This window comes from Luteibaculum oceani, assembly GCF_007995015.1.
Classification (GTDB): Bacteria; Bacteroidota; Bacteroidia; order Flavobacteriales_D; family Luteibaculaceae; genus Luteibaculum; species Luteibaculum oceani.
In genome coordinates this window covers 217,377-238,381 of record NZ_VORB01000003.1, presented here as the reverse complement: position 1 = coordinate 238,381, position 21,005 = coordinate 217,377, and the positions used below count along the sequence as shown (strand labels likewise).

At 39.2% G+C, this 21,005-nt stretch carries 18 protein-coding genes; 13 read left to right on the top strand and 5 right to left on the bottom strand.

The genetic code is table 11. From position 1 onward, the window contains the following. The first annotated feature begins 63 nt into the window (after nt 1-63). The 8 genes from lnt (at nt 64) to FRX97_RS04430 (ending at nt 10,341) form a co-directional block, all read left to right on the top strand. Nucleotides 64-1,725 (top strand): apolipoprotein N-acyltransferase, encoded by a 1,662-nt coding sequence (gene lnt / locus FRX97_RS04465; protein ID WP_147013813.1) that lies wholly within the window; start codon nt 64-66, stop codon nt 1,723-1,725. Nucleotides 1,726-1,788: 63 nt separating this feature from the next. Then, nucleotides 1,789-3,189, top strand: coding sequence for a dihydrolipoyl dehydrogenase (lpdA, locus tag FRX97_RS04460; RefSeq protein WP_147013811.1), 1,401 nt, complete (start codon nt 1,789-1,791; stop codon nt 3,187-3,189). A 47-nt stretch (nt 3,190-3,236) separates the two neighbouring features. Next, nucleotides 3,237-4,250 carry a ferrochelatase gene (gene hemH, locus FRX97_RS04455; RefSeq protein ID WP_147013809.1) on the top strand — a complete coding sequence of 338 codons (1,014 nt, stop codon included), beginning with the start codon at nt 3,237-3,239 and terminating at the stop codon, nt 4,248-4,250. Between the two features lie 2 nt (nt 4,251-4,252). Continuing rightward, a complete protein-coding gene (locus tag FRX97_RS04450; protein WP_147013807.1) occupies nt 4,253-5,497 on the top strand; it encodes an anthranilate synthase component I family protein in 1,245 nt (414 codons plus the stop codon). Next, nucleotides 5,466-6,791, top strand: coding sequence for a tRNA lysidine(34) synthetase TilS (gene tilS, locus FRX97_RS04445; protein WP_147013805.1), 1,326 nt, complete (start codon nt 5,466-5,468; stop codon nt 6,789-6,791). The genes FRX97_RS04450 and tilS overlap by 32 nt, the downstream gene beginning before the upstream one ends. Nucleotides 6,792-6,815: 24 nt before the next feature. Further along, complete coding sequence (locus tag FRX97_RS04440) at nt 6,816-7,109, top strand: hypothetical protein (RefSeq protein WP_147013803.1); 294 nt, start codon at nt 6,816-6,818, stop codon at nt 7,107-7,109. 79 nt (nt 7,110-7,188) lie between these two features. Further along, nucleotides 7,189-7,839 (top strand): queuosine precursor transporter, encoded by a 651-nt coding sequence (locus FRX97_RS04435; protein WP_317129535.1) that lies wholly within the window; start codon nt 7,189-7,191, stop codon nt 7,837-7,839. Between the two features lie 57 nt (nt 7,840-7,896). Then, a complete protein-coding gene (locus tag FRX97_RS04430) occupies nt 7,897-10,341 on the top strand; it encodes a protein-disulfide reductase DsbD family protein (protein ID WP_147013799.1) in 2,445 nt (814 codons plus the stop codon). Between the two features lie 165 nt (nt 10,342-10,506). Here the strand turns inward: FRX97_RS04430 and FRX97_RS04425 are convergent, their stop codons facing one another. Together FRX97_RS04425 and FRX97_RS04420 are read right to left on the bottom strand one after the other, a co-directional pair. Then, nucleotides 10,507-11,121, bottom strand: coding sequence for a deoxynucleoside kinase (locus FRX97_RS04425; RefSeq protein ID WP_147013797.1), 615 nt, complete (start codon nt 11,119-11,121; stop codon nt 10,507-10,509). Nucleotides 11,122-11,153: 32 nt separating this feature from the next. Then, the gene (locus FRX97_RS04420; protein WP_147013795.1) at nt 11,154-12,695 is read right to left on the bottom strand and encodes a GH3 auxin-responsive promoter family protein; all 1,542 of its coding nucleotides are present in this window, start codon (nt 12,693-12,695) and stop codon (nt 11,154-11,156) included. A gap of 76 nt (nt 12,696-12,771) precedes the next feature. Between FRX97_RS04420 and FRX97_RS04415 the strand changes: the two genes are divergently transcribed. The 3 genes from FRX97_RS04415 (at nt 12,772) to FRX97_RS04405 (ending at nt 15,235) form a co-directional block, all read left to right on the top strand. Beyond that, nucleotides 12,772-13,575: a DUF2797 domain-containing protein gene (locus tag FRX97_RS04415; protein WP_223266560.1), complete on the top strand. Its 804-nt coding sequence runs from the start codon at nt 12,772-12,774 to the stop codon at nt 13,573-13,575. A gap of 6 nt (nt 13,576-13,581) precedes the next feature. Further along, complete coding sequence (locus FRX97_RS04410) at nt 13,582-14,433, top strand: LytR/AlgR family response regulator transcription factor (RefSeq protein ID WP_147013791.1); 852 nt, start codon at nt 13,582-13,584, stop codon at nt 14,431-14,433. A 118-nt stretch (nt 14,434-14,551) separates the two neighbouring features. Beyond that, on the top strand, nt 14,552-15,235 hold the full coding sequence (locus FRX97_RS04405) for a DUF2306 domain-containing protein (RefSeq protein ID WP_147013789.1): 684 nt from the start codon (nt 14,552-14,554) through the stop codon (nt 15,233-15,235). A gap of 61 nt (nt 15,236-15,296) precedes the next feature. Here the strand turns inward: FRX97_RS04405 and sppA are convergent, their stop codons facing one another. Beyond that, on the bottom strand, nt 15,297-17,102 hold the full coding sequence (gene sppA / locus FRX97_RS04400; RefSeq protein ID WP_147013787.1) for a signal peptide peptidase SppA: 1,806 nt from the start codon (nt 17,100-17,102) through the stop codon (nt 15,297-15,299). 3 nt (nt 17,103-17,105) lie between these two features. Between sppA and folK the strand changes: the two genes are divergently transcribed. Further along, nucleotides 17,106-17,693 carry a 2-amino-4-hydroxy-6-hydroxymethyldihydropteridine diphosphokinase gene (folK, locus tag FRX97_RS04395; RefSeq protein ID WP_170227019.1) on the top strand — a complete coding sequence of 196 codons (588 nt, stop codon included), beginning with the start codon at nt 17,106-17,108 and terminating at the stop codon, nt 17,691-17,693. Between the two features lie 95 nt (nt 17,694-17,788). After that, nucleotides 17,789-19,507 (top strand): TPR end-of-group domain-containing protein, encoded by a 1,719-nt coding sequence (locus FRX97_RS04390; RefSeq protein WP_147013783.1) that lies wholly within the window; start codon nt 17,789-17,791, stop codon nt 19,505-19,507. Between the two features lie 49 nt (nt 19,508-19,556). Here FRX97_RS04390 and FRX97_RS04385 read toward each other — a convergent pair whose 3' ends face one another. Next, nucleotides 19,557-20,075: a hypothetical protein gene (locus FRX97_RS04385; protein WP_147013781.1), complete on the bottom strand. Its 519-nt coding sequence runs from the start codon at nt 20,073-20,075 to the stop codon at nt 19,557-19,559. Between the two features lie 50 nt (nt 20,076-20,125). Beyond that, nucleotides 20,126-20,782: an outer membrane beta-barrel protein gene (locus FRX97_RS04380; RefSeq protein ID WP_147013779.1), complete on the bottom strand. Its 657-nt coding sequence runs from the start codon at nt 20,780-20,782 to the stop codon at nt 20,126-20,128. Nucleotides 20,783-21,005 lie beyond the last annotated feature (223 nt).

The window sequence follows — 21,005 nt, the reverse complement described above, 5'->3', positions numbered from 1 at the left end:
TTACAAATCAAGGTAAGATATTTGCCTCTTGCAAAAGGACGCAAAATATATTTACCATTCATAATGCGCAAAAATAAATCCCTTCTAGGGTTACTCTCCGGAATTCTACTTACGCTAAGTTGGCCCTATACAGGATCCATTACGCCATTAATCTTTCTAGCCTTGGTCCCATTATTATTTGTGGTGGACCTTAATAACAAGGAAGGGAAAACCTGGGGCGGAATATTTTTTCCTGTATTTATCGCAATGCTGGTGTGGAATTTTGGAACCACGCATTGGCTTTTCCTTGTTGAAGAGGCAATGGCAACCAAAATATTCTCGCTTGTGGCTCCTGCGGTTGCTAATGCCTTAATTATGGTTTTGCCGTGGTTATTGTACGCATATTTTCTTCGCTACCTAGGGAGTGCAAAAGCTTTTTTAGGGTTGATTTTTATTTGGTTGGGCTACGAATATTTTCATCAAAATTGGGAGTTAACATGGCCTTGGCTACTTCTAGGGAATGTATTTTCCATTCGCATTAACTGGATACAGTGGTACGAGTTTGTCGGTGTTCAAGGTGGAACGCTTTGGGTTCTTTGGGTAAATATTGCGGTGTATAGCCTATTGATAAAATTGCCCAAAAACGCACTTTCTAAAATTTACGCGCAAAGAGGATTTTGGCATGTTGTATTAGTGATTACTCTTCCAATTATTTGGTCGCAAGTGATAAAACACAATACCGAAATTAAAGGCGAAAAAAAGAAGGTATTAGCGATACAGCCTAACATAGATCCCTACACCGAGAAGTATAATTATGGTGGATATCAATCCCACTTGGATGGTTTTATTCAGGAAATTAAAAAGCATCCTGAAATGGATTTGGCTCTTTTGCCAGAAACGGCTTTACAAGAGCCAAACCGCTATGGGTTCGACCCAAATGGAAAGTTGATTTTAAATGGAATTTGGGAGAATCAATTTTACAGGAGCCAATCCATTTCCGCAATTAAAAGGCAAGTGGTAAACCCATTAGGAACGGCTGTTCTATCTGGAGTTTCCTCGATGAAAATTGTACCCGAGCAGTATCCAGATAAGTCGGTATTACGAGATATTTCGGGAGATGAAAATCTTAAAATGATAGCCTACAATGCTGCAGTATATCTGGATAAAAAGCAATTGGGTGTTTATCATAAGTCTAAACTGGTTCCTGGTGTAGAGATAACGCCCTATGCTTGGGTCTTTTCGAACTTTAAAGATTTGGCAATGGATTTAGGCGGAACCACCGGAAGTTTGGGGGCCCAGGATTCTAGGGAGGTTTTTAAAACTCCAAGTGGGATTGTAGCTGCGCCGGTAATATGTTACGAATCTGTTTTTGGTGAATACTGCACCGAATATGTCGAGAAGGGAGCAAATCTTATTTGTGTACTTACCAATGATGGTTGGTGGCAATATTCTGCGGGGCATAAACAACATTTTGCGTATGCGCGACTACGAGCTATTGAATTAAGGAGAGATGTTATCCGTTCAGCGAATACCGGAATTTCTTGTCATATTAATCAATTGGGAGAGGTGGTTTCGACACTTGGATACGATAAAAAGGGAGCATTGGTATGCGAACCACATTTGAATACCGAGTTAACCGTTTATGCCAATATGGGAGATTATTTAGGCAGAAATGCGCTATTTATATCCGCCTTGATGCTTTTAATGACTTTTGTGAGAAAGGTAAAAAGCAAAAGCAAGCTCTAAACCGACTATACTTTGTAAATTCGTGCCCGAAAATAAGCAGATCATTAATTCAAATCATATTTCATGAGTAAGTTCGACGTTGCAGTAATTGGATCAGGTCCTGGAGGATACGTAGCCGCTATCAGATGCGCCCAACTGGGATTCAAAACCGCGGTAATAGAAAGATACAATTCTCTTGGAGGGACTTGTTTAAATGTTGGATGTATTCCGTCGAAAGCACTTTTAGATTCATCGGAACACTTTCACAATGCTGCAACCACCTTTAAGGAGCACGGGATAGATATCAACGCTCCTAAAGTGAACTTTGGGCAAATGATAAAGCGCAAAGCAGGGGTAGTTGAACAAACCGTTGCGGGTATCGACTTTCTTATGAAGAAGAACAAGATCGAAGTGTTCCATGGACACGGTAGTTTTGTGAGCAAGAATAAAATTAGCATAGCAGGAGAAAAAGATACTCAGGAGATAGAAGCTGATAAAATAATTATCGCAACTGGATCTAAGCCTGCTTCTCTTCCAAATATTGAGATCGATAAAGACAGAATAATTACTTCTACCGAAGCCCTTTCTTTAAAAGCACTTCCAAAATCTATGGTAGTAATAGGTGGAGGTGTTATTGGTCTTGAGCTTGGCTCTGTGTACGCTAGGCTAGGAACCGAAGTAACTGTTTTAGAATATGCAAAATCTATCCTTCCAACCATGGATGCAACTATGGGGAAAGAACTTGGGAAGTCGCTGAAGAAATTGGGAATGAAAATTCTTACAGGTCACCAAGTTACGGGAGCAGAAAACAAGGGTAAATCGGTAACAATAACTGCAAAGGACAAAAAAGGAGCTGACGTTTCTTTCGATGCCGATTACTGTTTGGTAGCTATTGGAAGAAAGCCATATACCGACAAGTTAGGATTGGACAAAGTTGGAATTAAAACTGACGATAGAGGAAGAATTGAAACTAACGACCATCTACAAACTGCGGTTCCAAATATTTATGCAATAGGAGATGTAGTTAAAGGGGCCATGCTTGCACACAAAGCCGAAGAGGAAGGTGTATTTGTTGCAGAAGTAATGGCAGGACAAAAACCACATTTAAATTATAACCTTATTCCAGGGGTGGTTTACACTTGGCCAGAAGTAGCCGCAGTTGGAAAAACTGAAGAGCAATTAAAAGAAGAGGGGATTAAGTACAAAACCGGATCATTCTCTTTTAAAGCATCAGGAAGAGCAAGAGCAAGTATGGATACCGATGGTGTGGTTAAAATATTAGCCGATGCCGAGACCGATGAGATCCTTGGAGTACACATGGTGGGTCCACGTGCAGCAGATATGATTGCAGAAGCCGTGGTAGCTATGGAGTATAGAGCATCTGCAGAAGATATTGGTAGATTCTGTCATGCTCACCCAACATTCACCGAGGCAATTAAAGAGGCCGCATTAGCAGCAACAGATAATAGGGCTTTACACGCCTAATTTTAATACAACAGAACCAATTCCCCCTTTGTGGGTTTGGATAGTTTATGAAAGCAAATAAAGCCGTACTTCTTGTAAATCTCGGTACTCCGAAAGCACCAACCGTAGGAAAGGTTAGAAAGTATTTAAGTCAATTTCTAAACGATCCTAGGGTTATCGACATTAACCCAGTGGGTAGAGCGGTTTTGGTAAATGGAATTATTGTTCCTTTTAGAGCGCCTAAATCAACAAAGATTTACAAGGAGTTATGGACAGAAGAAGGTTCTCCTTTAATTATCCATGGCGAAAAGCTAAAAGAAAAAGTTCAACAGCAGCTTGGCGATGAGTATGTAGTTGAGCTTGCCATGAGGTATCAAGAGCCCTCTATTCCAAAGGTTTTAGAAAAAATAAAGTCATACAACGTTAAGGAAATTTTGGTGCTTCCATTATTTCCTCAGTATGCATCTTCGAGTACCGGTTCTGCAATTCAGGCCGTTATGGAGGTGATTAAAAATTGGTGGGTAATACCCGAATTGAAAATTGTTAGCCAATATTTCGACCGACCAGACTACATTGAGGCACAAGCCGAGGCAGCAGCAGCCTATAATCACGAGGATTACGATCACGTTTTATTCTCATATCACGGCTTACCTGTAAGGCAAGTAGACAAAGTCTATAACGAGGGGCTATGTTCCGATCATCATTGTGAGGATGCATATGATAGAGAAAATCAATTCTGTTACAAAGCGGCTTGTTTCGAAACTACCCGACTTATTGCTAATCGAATTGGAATACCTGAAGAGAAATATACCATAGGGTTTCAGTCTAGATTAGATAAAAAATGGTTAACTCCATTTTCCGATGAACTCGTAGAGGAATTTGCCAAAAAAGGGCATAAAAAATTGCTAGTATTTTCCCCTGCCTTTACGGCCGACTGTTTGGAGACCACCATTGAAATTGGTGACGAATACGACGAAATTTTCAAGGAAAATGGAGGTGAACATCTTCAATTGGTCCCCAGTTTAAATAGCAACCCTAAATGGGTAGATACCGTTTGCAATATCATTAAAGAAAGGATGTAGCAATGATGGAGCCCTTTGAAAATTTTGATTTTTGGGCTTTTTTCAACAGTAATGGAGAGGGTGCACACCCGGTATTTGCGGGTGTAAAATCCAGCTTGGAAATAAATCCAACCCAAGGGGTTGATTGGATAGCGTTCCAAAACTTTCTCGATCGCAACAAAGGAGAGTACATTTTTTGTGCATTTTCTTACGAATTAAAAAATGACATTGAGGAGTTAACTCCTGCATCAAATCCCCATTATTCTTTTCCTAAGCTTCTTTTAATTGTTCCCGAACACATAGGCGAGGTACAACCAGATACCAACTTGATTGATTGGGAGGAAGGTACTTTACCCTCTGATGTACTGCTTAAAAAAAGGATATCCGATCTCCTTAAAAATCCTCTTAATAAAAAGCGAAACGTATACGCCAGTTTCAGTAGAAATGAATACGTTGACCGGGCGAAAATGCTGCTGGAAAATATCCGCCTTGGAAATATTTACGAGGTGAATTTTTGCCAAGAATTTATTTGCCCCGACGTGGATATAAATTCCTGGGATTTATACCAATCACTTAATGAAAAGACACAGGCTCCCTATAGTGCTTTTGTAAAATACAAGGGGAATCGATTATTATGTGCTTCGCCTGAATTATTCTTGAGGAAAGAGGATGGAATATTGCGATCATCTCCAATAAAAGGGACGGTTAGAAGGTCTAAAAATGCAGCGGAGGATTTAGAGCTTTCAATTGCCCTAGCGAAATCTGAGAAGGAGCGCGCAGAAAATATCATGATTGTAGATTTAGTCCGGAATGATTTTTCTAGGATTGCAAAAAAGGGAAGCGTTGAGGTAGAAGAATTGTGTGCCATTAAAAGCTTTAAAACGGTTCACCACATGGTTTCAACTGTTAAAGCCGAAATTGAGCAAGAAACAGATTTGGCCAAAATCTTGAAAGCTACTTTTCCCATGGGGTCCATGACTGGAGCGCCCAAGATTAGCGCTATGGAGTTGGCACAGCAGGCAGAAGGAACTCCAAGAGGAATTTATTCGGGTTCAATAGGTTATATTTTACCCAATGGCGACTTCAATTTCAATGTGGTAATACGCTCTCTTTTCTACGATACAGAAAGAAAAGAGCTTAATTTTAAAACGGGAAGTGCGCTAACGGCAAAATGCGATCCAGAAATGGAGTATGATGAATGCTTGGTAAAGGCTAAGGCCCTCATTGATAGTGTTAATGGACAACTGGTTACAAAGAGTAAAATCTAGAATAGAGTATAATGTTGCCGAAACGGATAAGCTTTTATTGGCGCTGTCTGGAGGGGCAGATTCTATTGCGCTATTCCATGTTTTACGGCAGTTTGGAGTACAGTTTTCCGTAGCTCATATCAATTATAATTTAAGAGGGGAAGATGCCAAGATGGATGCGGATTTCGCAGAGCGCCTTGCGCATCAACATCAAATCGAATTTTTTAAAAAGGAAGTTTTTCCTGGAGAGGAAAGTAAAAATGACCTCCAATCATGGGCTCGAAATATTAGATACCAATTCTTTGATCAGTTAATACGGGAGCAAGATTTTACTCTGTTAGCCCTGGGGCACCACAAAAACGATCAAATAGAGCAGTTTTTTCTAAAATCCATGCGACCGTCATCAGTGTTTAGCCTGGGAGGCATGAAAATACTGGATGGAAATAGGTTTCGACCACTACTCGACGTAAATAAGGATGATATTAAGTCCTGGTTACTTGCTAATAAATGGGAATGGCGAGAGGACAAAACCAATAAAAAAACCGATTACAAAAGAAATTGGTGGAGGTTAAAAGGGATTCCCCACATTCAAACTCAATATCCAGATTTAGAGCAGCGGTTATCTACCTTACAGGAAAAAATGCAACAAGTAGAACAGGCTATGACTTTTGCTCTTAGAGCATTAATCACCCCTTTTATTACGCAGCTTTTTCGCGAGGTTACGCAGTTTGATCTAAAGGCCTTTAAAAGAGAACACAATAGCAAAGAGCTTTTCAGCTATTGGCTCCAAGAAAAGGGGTTTTCCGTGGATACTATTGAAAGACTTTGGGGGTTTGATAGCGAGGATTTTGAAAGCAAAATGTTTAAAGGGAGCCAAGACCTGGACGCTGAATTTAAAGGTGGGGTGTTGTATTTGTTTAAACCATCAAATACATCTGGCCCAAATTATAATGTGCAAAGCATAGAAGATTTACAGAAATTGGATAGAATTAAGGCCGTTTCCTTGGTTAAAGAAGAGGCGGATGCCAAGTTGGAGGGTCACAAATCCTTTATTTTACCTATTAAAGAGCACGCTTTTCCAATAAGTATCCAACCCACGGATGAAGGGGATAAAATTGCTGTATTTGGATTAGGTGGAAAGAAAAAAACAGCAAAAGAATTATTTAAAGATGCACGAATGCCCCAATGCATTAGGAAATATTTTTATACTTGGAAGAACAAATCAGGAGTGTTATTTATAGAAAACCTTAGAACGTCTGAATTAACCCGTTGGTCGGGTGGACAGGTACAACACTATAAAATTGAATTAAATTAATAGAGCCATTAAAATACCAATTCCATGAACCATTTAGGAGACCCAAAATTGGTGGAAAAAGAAGCAATAGCCAATTTCCACTTTCCTCACGAGGAAGTATTATTAACAAAGGAGGCCCAGGCTGAGCGTAAAATAAAGATAGAGAGAGCCACAGCTTTGGGCAACACAGAAAAGTTTAAATGTAGGATCGTATTCGAGGATAGTGAAGGACTTAAAGCTGTGGAAACCACAGTGTGGGCTTCAGGGGATGATAATATTGTTCTAAAGCAGGGGGTATTTATTCCTGTTCATCGCATTCACGAAATAAAACTCCTGTAGTATTAAACAGCTTAGTGGAAATAAGAAAAAACAGGCCTTTAGCCTGTTTTTTATTTTAGGAGGGCTCTTTATAGCCTCCTTGGTATCTTGTAATTTAATTTTTCAGAAGTTCTTTTTTTGGTCTCCATTTTCCTTTCTTCCGGAAGACTGGGGAGCTATACAGGAATTTACTTTTGAAATTTCTGTTGGCATTTTGCCCTACCCTATTACATTTCTTATAACCGATTTAATAAGTGAAATTTTTGGTAGAAAAAAGGCAAACCTCGTTGTAGTTTCGGGTTTGGTGGCGGCCTTATTTACCCTATTGGTTGTATCGGTTTCGGACGCGGTTCCTGCTACTTCATGGTCTCCAGTTAATGATACCATGTTTACCAAGGTATTCGGATTAACTGGGGTGGCGGTTGGAGCCAGCATGTTGGCCTATCTATTTGCTCAACTCATAGATGTTAGGCTATTTCATTTTTGGAAAAACCTTACGGGCGGAAAGTATCTTTGGATACGAAATAATTTCTCCACCATGGGGTCGCAATTAATAGATACCTCTACCGTACTAGTGTTGCTATGTACTGCGGGCGCTATAGCGTGGGACCAATTTTTTAATCTATTGTTATCTGGATTTTTATTTAAAGTAATTGTAGCCTTATTCGATACTCCAATTTTTTATTTGGTCACTTTTTGGGCCAGAAAGCATTTTGCATTGCAATTGGGAGAGGAAATTAGTCTGGATTAAGGGAAAAGCCAAAAGGCATAGATTCGTTACTTTTGCACCTGCTTACGATAACAACCTATGCGAAACCTATTATTAGTTTTATTATCCCTTTTTACTTTGAGCATCTCCGCTCAAATTTATAATCCAGTTAAATGGTCCTATGAGGTTGAGCCTGTTTCTGGAAATGAGTACAAGTTGCTATTTAAGGCAAATATTGAGAAAGACTGGCACCTATATGCTGCTCATTTGAGTTCAGACGAGGGGCCTATAGCCACTAGCTTTTACTTTAAAAAGGGGGATCATTACTCAACAAAGGGGGCAATCAAAGATGGTAACGTAATTACCAAATTTGACAAGGTCTTTGAAATGGATCTCAGCTATTATGAGAAAAGCGCAGTCTTCACACAAATTGTTAAGTGGGAAGGTAAAGCACCTATTACAGGTGAGCTGGAGTTTATGGTTTGTACCGATGAACGTTGCCTTCCACCCGAAATAATTGATTTTTCTTTTGCGAAACCATCAGCTGGAGGTGCCGAATCCAAAAAGATGGACGCGGCAGTAGATGAGAATACTAAATCTGAAGAGGCAGGTGAGGAAACGGGTACAACTATTTTCGACCCCGTAGACTGGTCTTATGAGATAAAGCAAATTGATGAATTTACCTTCGATATTAATTTCACCGCTTCTATTGATGAGGGGTGGTACGTGTATTCTCAATATCTATCAAGTGAAGATGGACCTATTGCGACTGTTTTTAGCTTTGAGGATGCCGAAGGGATGCAACTTCAGGGCAAGACCAAGGAACCAAAAGCAGAGGAAAAATACGATCCCAATTTTTTGATGGATTTGGCCTTCTTTACCGAGGAGGTAACCTTTACGCAAAGAGTTAAAACAGACGGTTCTTTAAATAAGGTTAAGGGATATTTCGAGTTTATGGTGTGTAATGCAGAACGCTGCTTGCCACCAGAAATGGTAGATTTTGAGTTTGATTTAACACCTGGGCCTGCAACCAATCTTGCAAGTTTAGAGACCGCCTCAACGGATAATGCTGTTGCCGAGGTGGTACCTACCCTTCCAAAGGTGGACCTTGAAAACCCACTTGGTACATGCGGAGAGCGCCAAGAAATTAGCAATGTGTGGATGGTGTTTTTATTTGGGTTTTTAGGTGGATTGCTAGCACTTTTAACCCCATGTGTATTCCCGATGATACCCCTAACAGTAAGTTTTTTTACCAAGGGTGAGGGTGGATCAAAAGGTGTGGGAAAAGCCGTGCTTTATGGTTTTTTCATCTTCTTTATTTACGCAGTTCTAAGTGTTCCATTTCATTTTAATACCGATCCAGAAGTACTAAATGAGATTGCAACCAGCGTATGGTTAAACCTTATCTTTTTTGGGGTATTCGTGTTCTTTGCTATTTCCTTCTTCGGTTTTTTTGAAATTACCCTTCCAAGTTCTTTGGCGAATAAAACCGATTCAGCATCCCAGGTCGGAGGAGTATTGGGAATCTTCTTTATGGCTTTAACCTTAGCGTTGGTATCATTTTCTTGCACCGGTCCTATACTTGGTACGGTTTTAGGGAATGCCCTAAAAAATGGTCCATGGCCTATTACGGCAGCTATGAGTGGCTTTGGGGTTGCACTAGGTTTACCTTTTGCGATTTTCGCCACTTTCCCAAGTATGATGGCCAAATTGCCTAAATCAGGGGGATGGTTAAATTCGGTTAAGGTAGTTCTTGGATTTATTGAGCTGGCCCTAGCGCTTAAGTTTATCTCTAATGCCGATCTAGTAGAACAATGGGGATTGGTTAAAAGAGAAACCTTCTTCCTAATCTGGTCTGTAATTGGAATTGGATTGGCAGCATACTTGTTTGGATGGTTGAAGTTTCCTCACGATAGCAAACTAAAAAAGCTTTCTACAGGAAGATTAGCATTTGCCGTGAGCGTGTTGTTATTTACAGTTTATATTTCTACTGGAGTACTTAAAAATAGTCCATGGAACCACAATTTGTTAAGTGGTTTCCCTCCTCCAACTTTTTATTCTTGGTATGAAAAAGAAGGATTCCACGCGGAGTATGACGATTTTGCTGAAGCCATGGAAGCGGCAAAGGCAGAAAACAAACCCATTCTGATTGATTTTACCGGTTGGGCTTGCGTTAACTGTAGAAAAATGGAGGAATCCGTTTGGACCGTTGATGAAGTGAAAGAGAGACTAGAAAAGGATTTTGTACTTGTTTCTCTTTATGTAGACGACAAGGTGAAATTACCCGAAGAGCAGCAAGGGGTAATTGAGTTTGAAGCCAATGGTGAAATCATTAAAAAGAAAATCAGAACCATTGGAAACAAGTGGGCTACCTTCCAAACACAGGTGTTTAATAACAATTCACAACCTTATTATGTAATGCTATCCCCAGAAGGAGAGTTACTAGGGAATCCAGTGGGTTATACCCCTAATGTTGAAGATTACTTACAGTTTTTAGATTGTGGAATAAATACCTTTAAATCGAAGGAAGTCGCAGGACTTTAAATCAGTTTTTTCAATAATTAAAAGCCGTGTTTTTATCCTTGAATAAAGGTGGAAACGCGGTTTTTTTGGTTGAATAGGAATGGGGTTAAAGGTCTAATGAGGTTGGGATTAAGCCTTTTACTCAATTAATCACTCTTTTGTATCTAATCTTCCCAGTCTTAAAAATTAGAATAACCCGTTTATTTCGGCATTGATTTGGTTTACGATTTCACCCAAATCTTCTGGATTTTCATTGAAATTATTCTGGTCTACATCTACCACCAGCAGTTTCCCTCTATCGTATCCAGCTACCCATTCTTCGTAGCGTTCGTTTAACTTTTTAAGATAGTCTAGTCGGATAGACTCCTCGTAAGCTCTTCCGCGGCTTTGAATATGCTTAACCAGTGTGGGTACAGAACCTTTTAGATAGATGATTAAATCTGGAGGGGAAACAAACTCATCTAATAGAGTAAATAAGGCCTTGTAGTTTTCGTAGTCACGCGTGGTCATCAATCCCATTGAGTGCAGGTTGGGAGCAAAAATGTGCGCATCCTCGTAGATGGTTCTATCTTGAATTACATTTTTATTTCCTTTTCTAATTTCAAGGATTTGATTGAAGCGGCTATTCATAAAGAAGATTTGCATGTTGAAAGACCAACGCTGCATATCATCGTAAAAATCATTGATATAGGGATTGTTCATGGGGTCTTCGTAATGAGCTTCCCATTTAAAGTGTTTAGCTAACAATCCGGCAAGGGTAGTTTTACCCGATCCGATATTACCTGCAATAGCAATGTGCATATCTGATTTTTTGAGGAGTCTAAAGTAAAAAATTAGACTCTCGAATGGTCTACAAAACTGCGATTCTTTTCGGCAAATTCAAGAATCTCTTCTACGTGTTTGCGGTCGTTAGACAATCTTGGAACCTTGTGTTGCCCTCCAAGTTTGCCCTTGCTTTTTAACCATTGATAAAAAGTATCTTTTTCTACCACATTCAATTTCAGTTGCTTTAATGTAAGGTCGCCTGTGCGTTTGGCATCATAATCGCTATTTAGCTTCCTAATATTTAGGTCTAAATCAGCTACAAAAGCATCGATATTTTCTGGATCCCGTTCAAATTCGATGATCCATTCATGAGCCCCACTCTCTTCTCCTTTCATGTAAACAGGACAAGCAGTATATTCATTTACAATGCAATTGTGTTGCTGGCAGGTTTCGGCAACAGCTTGATCGGAATTTTCCACTACTAACTCTTCTCCAAATGCGTTTATAAACGACTTGGTTCTTCCACTTACTTTAATTTTAAAAGGGAAAGTAGAGGTTACTTTTATGGTGTCACCCAACTTGTAACGCCATAGACCTCCGTTGGTTGAAATAACAACCGCATAGTTTTTACCTACCTCCAAATCATTTAGCGACAGGGTTTCAGGTTGGTCTTCGGTCCATTTGCTCTCCTCAATAAACTCGAAATAAATTCCATAGTCTAACATAAGGAGCATGTCGTCCAGCCCATTCCTAGATTGTATTCCAAAATATCCTTCCGAGGCGTTATAACTTTGGTAAAACTTAATATTAGGCAATTGTACCAAGTCGTTGAACTGCTCTCGGTAGGGTTCGAAATTAACTCCACCGTGCATAAACAATTCTAGGTTGGGCCAAACTTCGCCAATCGATGATTTCCCAGTTTTTTCTAGAATTCGCTTAAATAAAACAATGGTCCAAGATGGTACACCTGCAATATTGGTAACATCCTCTTGCATGGTGATTTCGGCCATTTGTTCAATTTTGCGCTCCCACTCAGCCATTAGCGCCACATTGGATTGTGGTGTGCGCTTAAACTCAACCCAAAAAGGAAGGTTTTTAATGATAATCGAAGAAAGATCGCCGATATAACTATCCTCACGCATCTCATTTATCTCACTACTTCCACCAATTACCAAGCTTTTGCCATCGTATAAATTACTGTTTGGATTGGCATTGTAGTATAATGCTAAAAGGTCTTTTCCACCTTTGTAATGGCAGTCTTCTAAAGACTCTCTACTTACTGGGATGAATTTGCTCCTATCCTGTGTAGTCCCTGATGATTTGGCAAACCATTTTATTTCCGTTGGCCAAAGTAAATTCTGTTCTCCGGCAATTAGTCGGTTTACAAATGGCTTGATGGCCTCGTAATCTTGAAGGGGCATGGCAGACTTGAAATCAGCTGCTGTCTTGATCTTCTCGAATCCATGTTGTAACCCCCATTCGGTGTTGGCTGCTCTTTTTGTAAGATTGTACATCACCTCATTTTGAACTTCTAGAGGATACTTCTCGAAAAGCTCTATTTGGTGAATTCGTTTTTTAATAAGCCAAGCTAAAACCGTGTTTAACGCCATGGAAATGGTTTATTTTGCTACCAAGTTCTAAAACTACAATACATTTTAAATGCAAGTACAGGGATTGATAAAAAAAATGAAAGTAGCCTTACAAGCCAATGAGGTATCCTACTATTTCCCATTCGAAGGAAAAGTTCCGGTAAACGATTGGGTAGGAAAGGAGGTGGTTATTCGCTTTTCGGGCCAACTAAATTGCATTAACTGTAGTAGAGAAACCAATAAAATTTTTGGTGAGGGGCTTTGTTATCCTTGCTTTAGAGATGCTCCACAGGCTGCACCCTGTATTATAAGACCTGAATTATGCGAGGCGCATCTTGGAAAGGGTAGAGATGTAGAGTGGGAGGAACAGCACCATAACCAACCGCATATTGTTTATTTGGCACTCAGTTCATCAGTAAAAGTTGGGGTAACCAGAGAAATTCAGGTGCCAACAAGATGGATAGACCAAGGTGCCAATCAGGCAATTATTCTTGCAGAAGTACCTTATCGCCAATTGGCTGGTGAAATAGAGGTGTTTCTAAAGGATCACTACACGGATAAAACTTCTTGGCAAGCCATGGTTAAAAACCACGTGGCCGAAGCCGATTTGCTTGAAGAAAAGGAAAATGCAGCTTATGAACTACCTCCGGAATTACAAGATTTTGTGTCGGATAACGACGAGGTGTTCGATTTAAAATACCCAGTAATAGAATTCCCTACTAAGGCAAAGTCAATTAAACTGGATAAAATGCCTGAGGTTCAGGGGAAGTTGGCTGGAATAAAAGGTCAATATTGGTTGTTTTCGGATGGAAGGGTATTCAATTGGCGTAACCATAGCGGATACAATGTGGAAGTTTCGCAAGTTGAGGAAAGTAGTAAATCCCAAACTGAATTATTTTAAGTTTTGTTGAAGTCATTTCTCGATAGACTTAGGGCTCCTTTCCCCTCCCAATCCAGCCTTTTAGAAAATGCCAAAGGTCTTTTTGGAATAGGACTTTTTGTTGCAGCATTTTTATATCTGTTACGACCCTTTGGTATTTCGGGAATGAATGGAGTTCTATTTTGGATCTGTCTCGGGTTTGGTGGGGTGACGGTAGTTTTCGGGCTTGTTTTTCAATTGGTTTGCGATTATCTATTAAAAATTAGAACCGATGTGCCATCTTGGACCCTTTGGAAATGGTTGGTCCAAGCGTGCCTTCTATTATTATGGGTAGGGCTGGGGAACTATTTATTTATGATCTTAATCTCCGATGCTACTTGGAAGGGCGAAAGCCTAATTAACATGTTAATAAATACCATCGTTGTAGGTGTTTTCCCTATCGTGTTTTCGGGTTTGATGATTCAGATGAGGTCTATTAAAAAGAATCAAACGCTGGCAGGCAGTATTAAATCCAAGAAACAAGACCCGTCCGATACTTTATCATCTCACTTGCTTATTAACCAAGGAAGCTCAGCAGAACTACGGCTCGATGAGGGGGGATTCTTTTTTGCAGAAGCCATGCAGAACTATGTAGCCATTCACTATAATGAAGCAGGTGAACTCACTAAAAAAGTTATTCGCTATACGCTGTCAAAATTGGAGTCAGACTGCGAGGGGACAACTATTATTAGGTGTCATAGGTCCTATATTGTAAATCCTCAAAAAATAGAATCTATATCTGGGAACGCACAGGGACTGAAATTGAAAATTAAGAATTGCGAAGTGGAAATTCCCGTTTCCAGAAGCTTTATTCCTACCCTTAAAAAAAGCTTGGATTAATCCCTAGGTATTGCTGTTTATCCCAAGCGGTTTGTCTTTGGTCACAAAGCTTGTTGGTCGTCACAAAACCCTCCGGTATTAGTTATTCCCAGTGTAGATTTCGGAAAAACTATTACTGATGGAATGGATAATTAAAGGAATAACATGGACACACGTATTAGCTGGATTTTCCAGTTTGATTGTTTTTTGGATTCCTGTTTTTACCAAAAAAGGAGGAGAGGCGCACAGAAAAGCGGGTAAAATATATGTGGCTTTAATGTGGGCGGTTGTTATTAGTGCATTTTTACTTTGTATAAATAATCTTTCAATTGCCAGGTATTCCTCAGCAGCCTTCTTAGGTTTCTTATCTCTTATAACTGGAAATGTTCTCTGGTATGGAATAGCGATTTTAAAAAACAAGAAGGGGCTTTCCAGCCAATTCAGGCGGATTCAATTGCTTCTTCAGGGGGCAATTGTGCTAGCATCCTCGCTTTTGATTTTCTACGGGATATGGTTGGAGGGTCATAGCACTGCCATTTTAATGTTTGTGTTCGGAGGGTTGGGGCTTACCGATTTGCCGAAGTTTATTAAGAATTTAAAGGGATCAAAATCAGACTCTTGGTTAAAGACCCATATAGTTGGAATGTGCACTAGTGGAATTGCAGCTTACACAGCATTTTTCGTGTTTGGAGGCAGGGTCTTATTTAAGGGGCTATTTGTTGGCTATTGGAGTGTAGTTCCATGGATTGCTCCGGGTATAGTTGGAGGGATGATAATTTACTTGATGGTGAGACGATTTGATAAGAAGAAGCCCATTACTTAGCTGGAAACAAAAAGCCCCCATCGCAAAGCGTGGGGGCTTAATATTTAACGGTAGTGTGCGTCTAATCTTCGATGATAAATGGCATTCTCATTTGAACGCCTTTCATGCTTTTAATAGTTGAAACACTTTTAAAAGCGTCAACTAAAGCAGGGTCATCGATAAGTTTCTCTGCAGCGTACATCCTAACATTTTCCATGTTTAATTCTTCCAATAATTTTTCAATTGGCTTCTTGATTTTTGGATAACCTTTAACCTTAAAGTCTTCACCTAATTCAGCTCTACTAGCTGCATCCGCAATAGCATCTTCTAAGTCTCCTAGTTCATCTACCAATCCAAGTTCAAGGGCGTCGATACCACTCCATACCCTACCTTGACCAATGCTATCCACATACGAAACGCGAAGTCCTCTTCCATTGGCTACACGTTCTAGGAAGGTAGAGTAGGTTTGCTCAACCTGGTTTTGAATGATTGCATATTCTTCGTTACTCAAAGGACGATAAGCAGCCCCTAAGTCTGCAAATTTGTGGGTTTTCACTCCATCGAAAGTGATTCCTAGTTTATCCTCAGTTAGCTTTTTAACGTTTGGTAGAATTCCAAACACCCCAATAGAACCGGTAATGGTATTCGGGTTGGCATAAATTTTTTCTGCTGGTGTAGCAATGTAGTATCCACCAGAAGCAGCTAGGTTACCCATCGAAACTACAAGAGGTTTTTCTTTCTTAAGTAGCTCTAATTCTCTCCAAATTACCTCAGATGCAAGTGCGGATCCACCAGGAGAGTTAATGCGCAGTACAACCGCTTTTACGTCCTTGTCGTTACGAAGTCTTTTGATTTCATCGTAGAAGGTTTTTGAACCTATTGAAAGCTCATCGCTCTCTCCACTGTTAATCTCACCATTCGCATATAGAACTGCTACCTCGTTCTTACTTCTATTGTATTTATTAAAGCCTTCTACTCGGGCATTTTTGTATTTATTCAAAGAAATTACTTCAACATCCTCGCCCTTCGTAACTCCTAATTTATTAGCCATTATTTGGAAGAATTCATCTTCGTAAACAGCGCCATCAATCATTTTATTTTCTAAGGCTAGTTGTGCGGATCTTGTGCCAATGGTATTGGTTATTTCATCTATTTTTTCAGGAGTTAGACCACGAGATTTTGCAACAAGAGATCTAAAAGTCTCCCAGCGATCTTCCAAGTAAGTGAAGGTTTGCTCCTTGTTAGCCTCGCTCATTTTTGAGTTCATAAAGGGCTCAACCGCAGATTTAAATTTGTTGTTTTTCCCTCTAATAATTTGAGCTTCAACACCAATTTTATCCAACATATTCTTAAAGAACATGAGGTTGGCGCTATAACCAGTTATTTCTGCAGCCCCCTCTGGGAACATGTAAATCTCATCTGCTGTACTGGCTAAAAAGTATCCTTTCTGGGCATAAACTTCGTTGTATGCTAATACCCACTTACCACTTTCCTTAAATTTCTCTATGGCTTCCCTAATTTCCAAAAGGTTAGCATATCCAGCTGGTGGGTATATACTGTTGATGTAAAGTCCCTTTATTCTGTCATCAGCGGCTGCCTTTTCGAGGTTTTCTTTAATAACATCAACACCTAAGACACCAGCTTCTTTAAACGGTCCAAAATCTAGGTTTAAATCATCTCCAGAACTTCTGTCTGCAATAGGTTGGCTTAGGTCTAACCTTAAAACAGAATTAGCCTCTACCGTTACCATTTTATCCTTGTTTTTTAAGTCTGACATAGAAGTAGCAACTACTCCTACCATAACTACAAAAAACAAGATAAATAACACTACTCCAGATAGGATAGTTCCTAACATGGAGGCAAATACGAACTTGAAAAATTGTTTCATAAAGTGTCGAGAATAAGTCGAATTTTGCACGAAAATAGATTTTTAGTGCACAGTGGGTATAGTGATTTTACAAGAGAGGCTTTAAAAAATGCCGAAAGGTTAGAAAACGACATTTACGTTTTGTTGGTGGGTGCCAACTTAAATGATCCTAAGCAACAAATTAGTGAGGCGCTTAAACGATTTAAAAAAGAAATTAATGGTAGTGTAATCGTTTCTTCTTTGTTTCGGTCCGAGGCTTGGGGCTTCGATTCTGAATTGTACTTTTTGAATCAAGTTTGGATTTGCAGGAGCGAAAAGTCGCCTTTAACAATGTTAAATTTCATTAAAGGGATAGAGCATGAAATGGGGAGGGTTAAAACACAAAGCGAAAGATATGAGTCGCGCCTGATTGACATCGACATTCTTTTTAAGGGGAATTCAGTAATTGATTTTCCGGAGCTTCAGATTCCGCATCCCTTGATATATAAGAGGAAGTTTACAACTGTGCCTCTTTCGGAACTCATTCCCAACTTTAATCACCCAGTGTTAAATCAAAAAATGTTTCAGTTAAATGATGTTTTAACCGATCAAGTCGATAGGTTAGAAGATTAGTTCTTTAAATTTCCTTAGCATTTAAAGGTGTAATAAATTTTAATCTTGGCTTCAAGCTTAGTATTATTGCAGACAAATCCGCAAACAAGCAAAAAATGAAAATCGCTTTATCATCTAAGCTATCTGTATTGGCGTTGGCAGTAGTTTTTACTGGATGTTGTTGTTTGGGTCGTATGACTCGCAACGCAGACGCTGTATCTTATAAAGTAAATCCAGCACCTCTTGAAGCACACTGTGACGAAATTGAGGTTGAAGTAACCGCAGAATTTCCACCAAAATATTTCGATAGAAAAACAACTATCGATGTTACTCCAATGTTAGTTGGTGAAAATGGTGCAACTGCAAAATTTGAGTCTTTTAGCCTACAGGGAGAAAAAGTAGCAGGAAACAATACCGTAATTCCGTTCAAATCGGGTGGTTCTTATACTTTCAAAGGAAAAGTTCCTTACAAAGAAGGTTTAGATTACTCAGATCTAGAAATGAACATTACCCTTAAGAAGGGAACTAAAAACAAAGTTTTAGATCCTTATCAAATTGCGGTAGGAACTATTACTACTCCATACTTAGTTCAAAATGATGATCGCGTTCTAATTGCAAAAGATAAATTTCAGCGTGTTACCGAGCACAAGCAAGAAGCTACTGTAAATTATGCTCAAAACAGTTCTTACGTTCGTCCTAACGAATTAAGAGATGCTGATATTAAAGAACTAGAGGCGTTTGTTGCTGAAGCTGCAAAAAATGAAAACATTACCATTACTGGTGTTGAAATTCAAGCTTATGCTTCACCAGAAGGGGAATTAAGATTTAACGAAAATCTAGCTGAGGATCGTGCAGAGTCTGCTAGAAAAGTGGTTGCAAGAATCCTTAAGAGAAAGAAAATCGATACCAAAGCAGATAATTTCTTCAACAACATTGCTAAAGGTGAGGATTGGTTAGGATTTAAGGCTGAAATGGAAAAGTCTAAAATCGAGGATAAGGAGTTAATCCTTAGAATTTTAACCATGTATGATGATTTAGCAAAGCGTGAGCAAGAAATTAGAAACCTGTCTAAAACGTACACAGAAGTAGCTGATAAAATTCTACCTGGATTAAGAAGATCTCAAATTGATGTTAACTACAAAGTACAAGGTAAAACAGACGAAGAAATTCTAAGCCTTGCTAAGTCTAACCCAGTTGATCTAAACGTTGAGGAGTTGTTATATGCTGCTACTTTAACTAGCGATAACAAAGAGAAATTAGCTTTCTATACGGCAGCTCAAAACCAATTCCCAGCAGATTACAGAGGATTTAATAACGCTGGAGTTATTGAGTTTAAAATGGGTAACACAGCAAAAGCTAAAAACCTATTTAACGAAGCTAAAAAAGTAAATGCTAGCGCAGAGGTTCACAATAACCTAGGTGTAATTGCAAGACTTGAAGGTCGTAAAGGAGATGCTAGAAAGCATTTTGAAGCAGGTTTAGCAGCTGGAAAAGACGTTAAATACAACACGGGTATACTTGATATCCAAGAGTGTAGATATGGTTCTGCTGTTACTAACATGGCTGGAGAAAACACATTTAATGCAGCTTTAGCAGCTCATCTTGATGGTAAAAATGATAAGGCTATTGAGGTGTTAAATGCAGCTGGAAACAAAGATGCTAAGTCTCACTACTTATACGCGGTGGTATACGGTGATATGGGTAACGAAGAAAAAATGGTTGCTCACCTAAAAGAATCTATTTCTGCTGACGCTAGTATGAAAGCAAAAGCAGCTAAAGACAGAGCATTCTACCAATACAGAAACAACAGTGCCTTTACTTCAGTTGTAAAGTAATTAAGCGCTAGTAGATAATTAAAAAGGCCACCAAATTGGTGGCCTTTTTTTATGCGCTAAGTTTTTGCAGATCTTTTTTTACTTTCTTAATTCTTCCCTTTCCAGATGGCGGTGCAACCATCTCTTCTATTTCGCAGATTTGAAAAAGCTCTGGAATAAGGTCCTTGCTATATTTTGCAAGGGGTAAAAAGCCAGAGTAGGAGTTGGCTTTTACAAACTTGTGGTTAGACCTTCGGCATAAATCAATAAACGATTCCCAAGATTTGAAATTGTTATGGTCCAGAGTTATGTAATCTGAGCATTGAAGTAACAATAAATGGGCTAGCCGGATTTTACTTTCAGACCAAAATGCAATTAAACGGGAGCTCAATTTTGCATCTATTTCTCTCTTACAGGAATTGATCCAGTGCTTTAATACCCATAGGGCATTGTAAGATTGCATATATGCGCCGTTTTCCATGATGCTTAAAAGCTCTTCTATAACTTCATTTTGATTAGGTAGCGAGTCTGCTATGGCGCGCACCTCTTCAGCGCTTATTTCATTATTTGGTATCTGGATTTCAAGCATAAAAAAAGGCTCCTTAGTTGGAGCCTTCAAAAGTACATGCTGTTTTTTAATTAGAATCCAACCCCAATCGAAAAAGCAAAATATCCAATTTTAAAGTCTTTGTTATTGTCGTTCGTATAAAAGGGACTTAAATCCTGAGAAATTCTGGCGTCGAGCATAAATACCTTGCCGTTGGCATTGGCTATTTGTACTCCACCACCAGCTTTAAAAGAAGTTGTAATGGTTTCCATGTTGTCGATATCAGTCGATTTGCTGTCGCCATCATTATACTCTCTAGTTACATTTCCTGCTAAATTAAAATCGAAAGATGGTCCTGCGAATGCAACAAAGGCAAAATCACCAAATGGAATGGATAATTTTCCTAGGAAAGGAAGTTCCAGCCTGATAAAGTTATACTTGTCGGTGTATTTCTCTCCGCTACTTCCACCAAAAATGCCACCTCCGGCGCCATCTTCCTGTCCGTTTACCTTAGCTCCAGAAAAGTTTAGCATAACATCGGTTCCAACTCCAACTGCTTCTGTAAAAAAGTAATTAGCGTTAAAGCCTGCACCGAATAAAAGCTTGGTATTTACATCGCCATTGTTAAAGGGATGTTCTTTAAGTTCAGAGCTACCCATCATAAATCTACCTCCAGAGAAAAAGCCAGATTGCTGTGCTGATAGTCCTAAAGAAAATAATGACAATACTAATACTTGAATTAGTTTCATGGTTATGGGGTTTAGGGTTATTTAAAACTTGTTGTTAAAATGCTAAATGTAATTTGTTTTACATTTGCCGCCGGATGCAAAGTTTCATAAAACATAGAGGTTTTAGTATTTTTTTGCTTTTTGTAGCAATGTCGGTTCAATTCGGAACCGCCCTGCATTTATTTGCATCCACTCACAATCACGAAATAAGTCACGAGTTTGATTACTCCCATGAATCTAACTG

What these genes read in the sequence shown, in the direction of transcription:
- lpdA (WP_147013811.1), top strand. Translation starts at nt 1,789, where the DNA reads ATGAGTAAGTTCGACGTTGCAGTAATTGGATCAGGTCCTGGAGGATAC.
- FRX97_RS04390 (WP_147013783.1), top strand. Translation starts at nt 17,789, where the DNA reads ATGAAAATCGCTTTATCATCTAAGCTATCTGTATTGGCGTTGGCAGTA.
- FRX97_RS04415 (WP_223266560.1), top strand. Translation starts at nt 12,772, where the DNA reads ATGAAAGTAGCCTTACAAGCCAATGAGGTATCCTACTATTTCCCATTC.
- FRX97_RS04440 (WP_147013803.1), top strand. Translation starts at nt 6,816, where the DNA reads ATGAACCATTTAGGAGACCCAAAATTGGTGGAAAAAGAAGCAATAGCC.
- FRX97_RS04425 (WP_147013797.1), bottom strand. Translation starts at nt 11,121, where the DNA reads ATGCACATTGCTATTGCAGGTAATATCGGATCGGGTAAAACTACCCTT.
- tilS (WP_147013805.1), top strand. Translation starts at nt 5,466, where the DNA reads ATGGACAACTGGTTACAAAGAGTAAAATCTAGAATAGAGTATAATGTT.
- FRX97_RS04380 (WP_147013779.1), bottom strand. Translation starts at nt 20,782, where the DNA reads ATGAAACTAATTCAAGTATTAGTATTGTCATTATTTTCTTTAGGACTA.
- lnt (WP_147013813.1), top strand. Translation starts at nt 64, where the DNA reads ATGCGCAAAAATAAATCCCTTCTAGGGTTACTCTCCGGAATTCTACTT.
- FRX97_RS04430 (WP_147013799.1), top strand. Translation starts at nt 7,897, where the DNA reads ATGCGAAACCTATTATTAGTTTTATTATCCCTTTTTACTTTGAGCATC.
- FRX97_RS04420 (WP_147013795.1), bottom strand. Translation starts at nt 12,695, where the DNA reads ATGGCGTTAAACACGGTTTTAGCTTGGCTTATTAAAAAACGAATTCAC.
- sppA (WP_147013787.1), bottom strand. Translation starts at nt 17,102, where the DNA reads ATGAAACAATTTTTCAAGTTCGTATTTGCCTCCATGTTAGGAACTATC.
- FRX97_RS04385 (WP_147013781.1), bottom strand. Translation starts at nt 20,075, where the DNA reads ATGCTTGAAATCCAGATACCAAATAATGAAATAAGCGCTGAAGAGGTG.
- hemH (WP_147013809.1), top strand. Translation starts at nt 3,237, where the DNA reads ATGAAAGCAAATAAAGCCGTACTTCTTGTAAATCTCGGTACTCCGAAA.
- FRX97_RS04405 (WP_147013789.1), top strand. Translation starts at nt 14,552, where the DNA reads ATGGAATGGATAATTAAAGGAATAACATGGACACACGTATTAGCTGGA.
- FRX97_RS04450 (WP_147013807.1), top strand. Translation starts at nt 4,253, where the DNA reads ATGATGGAGCCCTTTGAAAATTTTGATTTTTGGGCTTTTTTCAACAGT.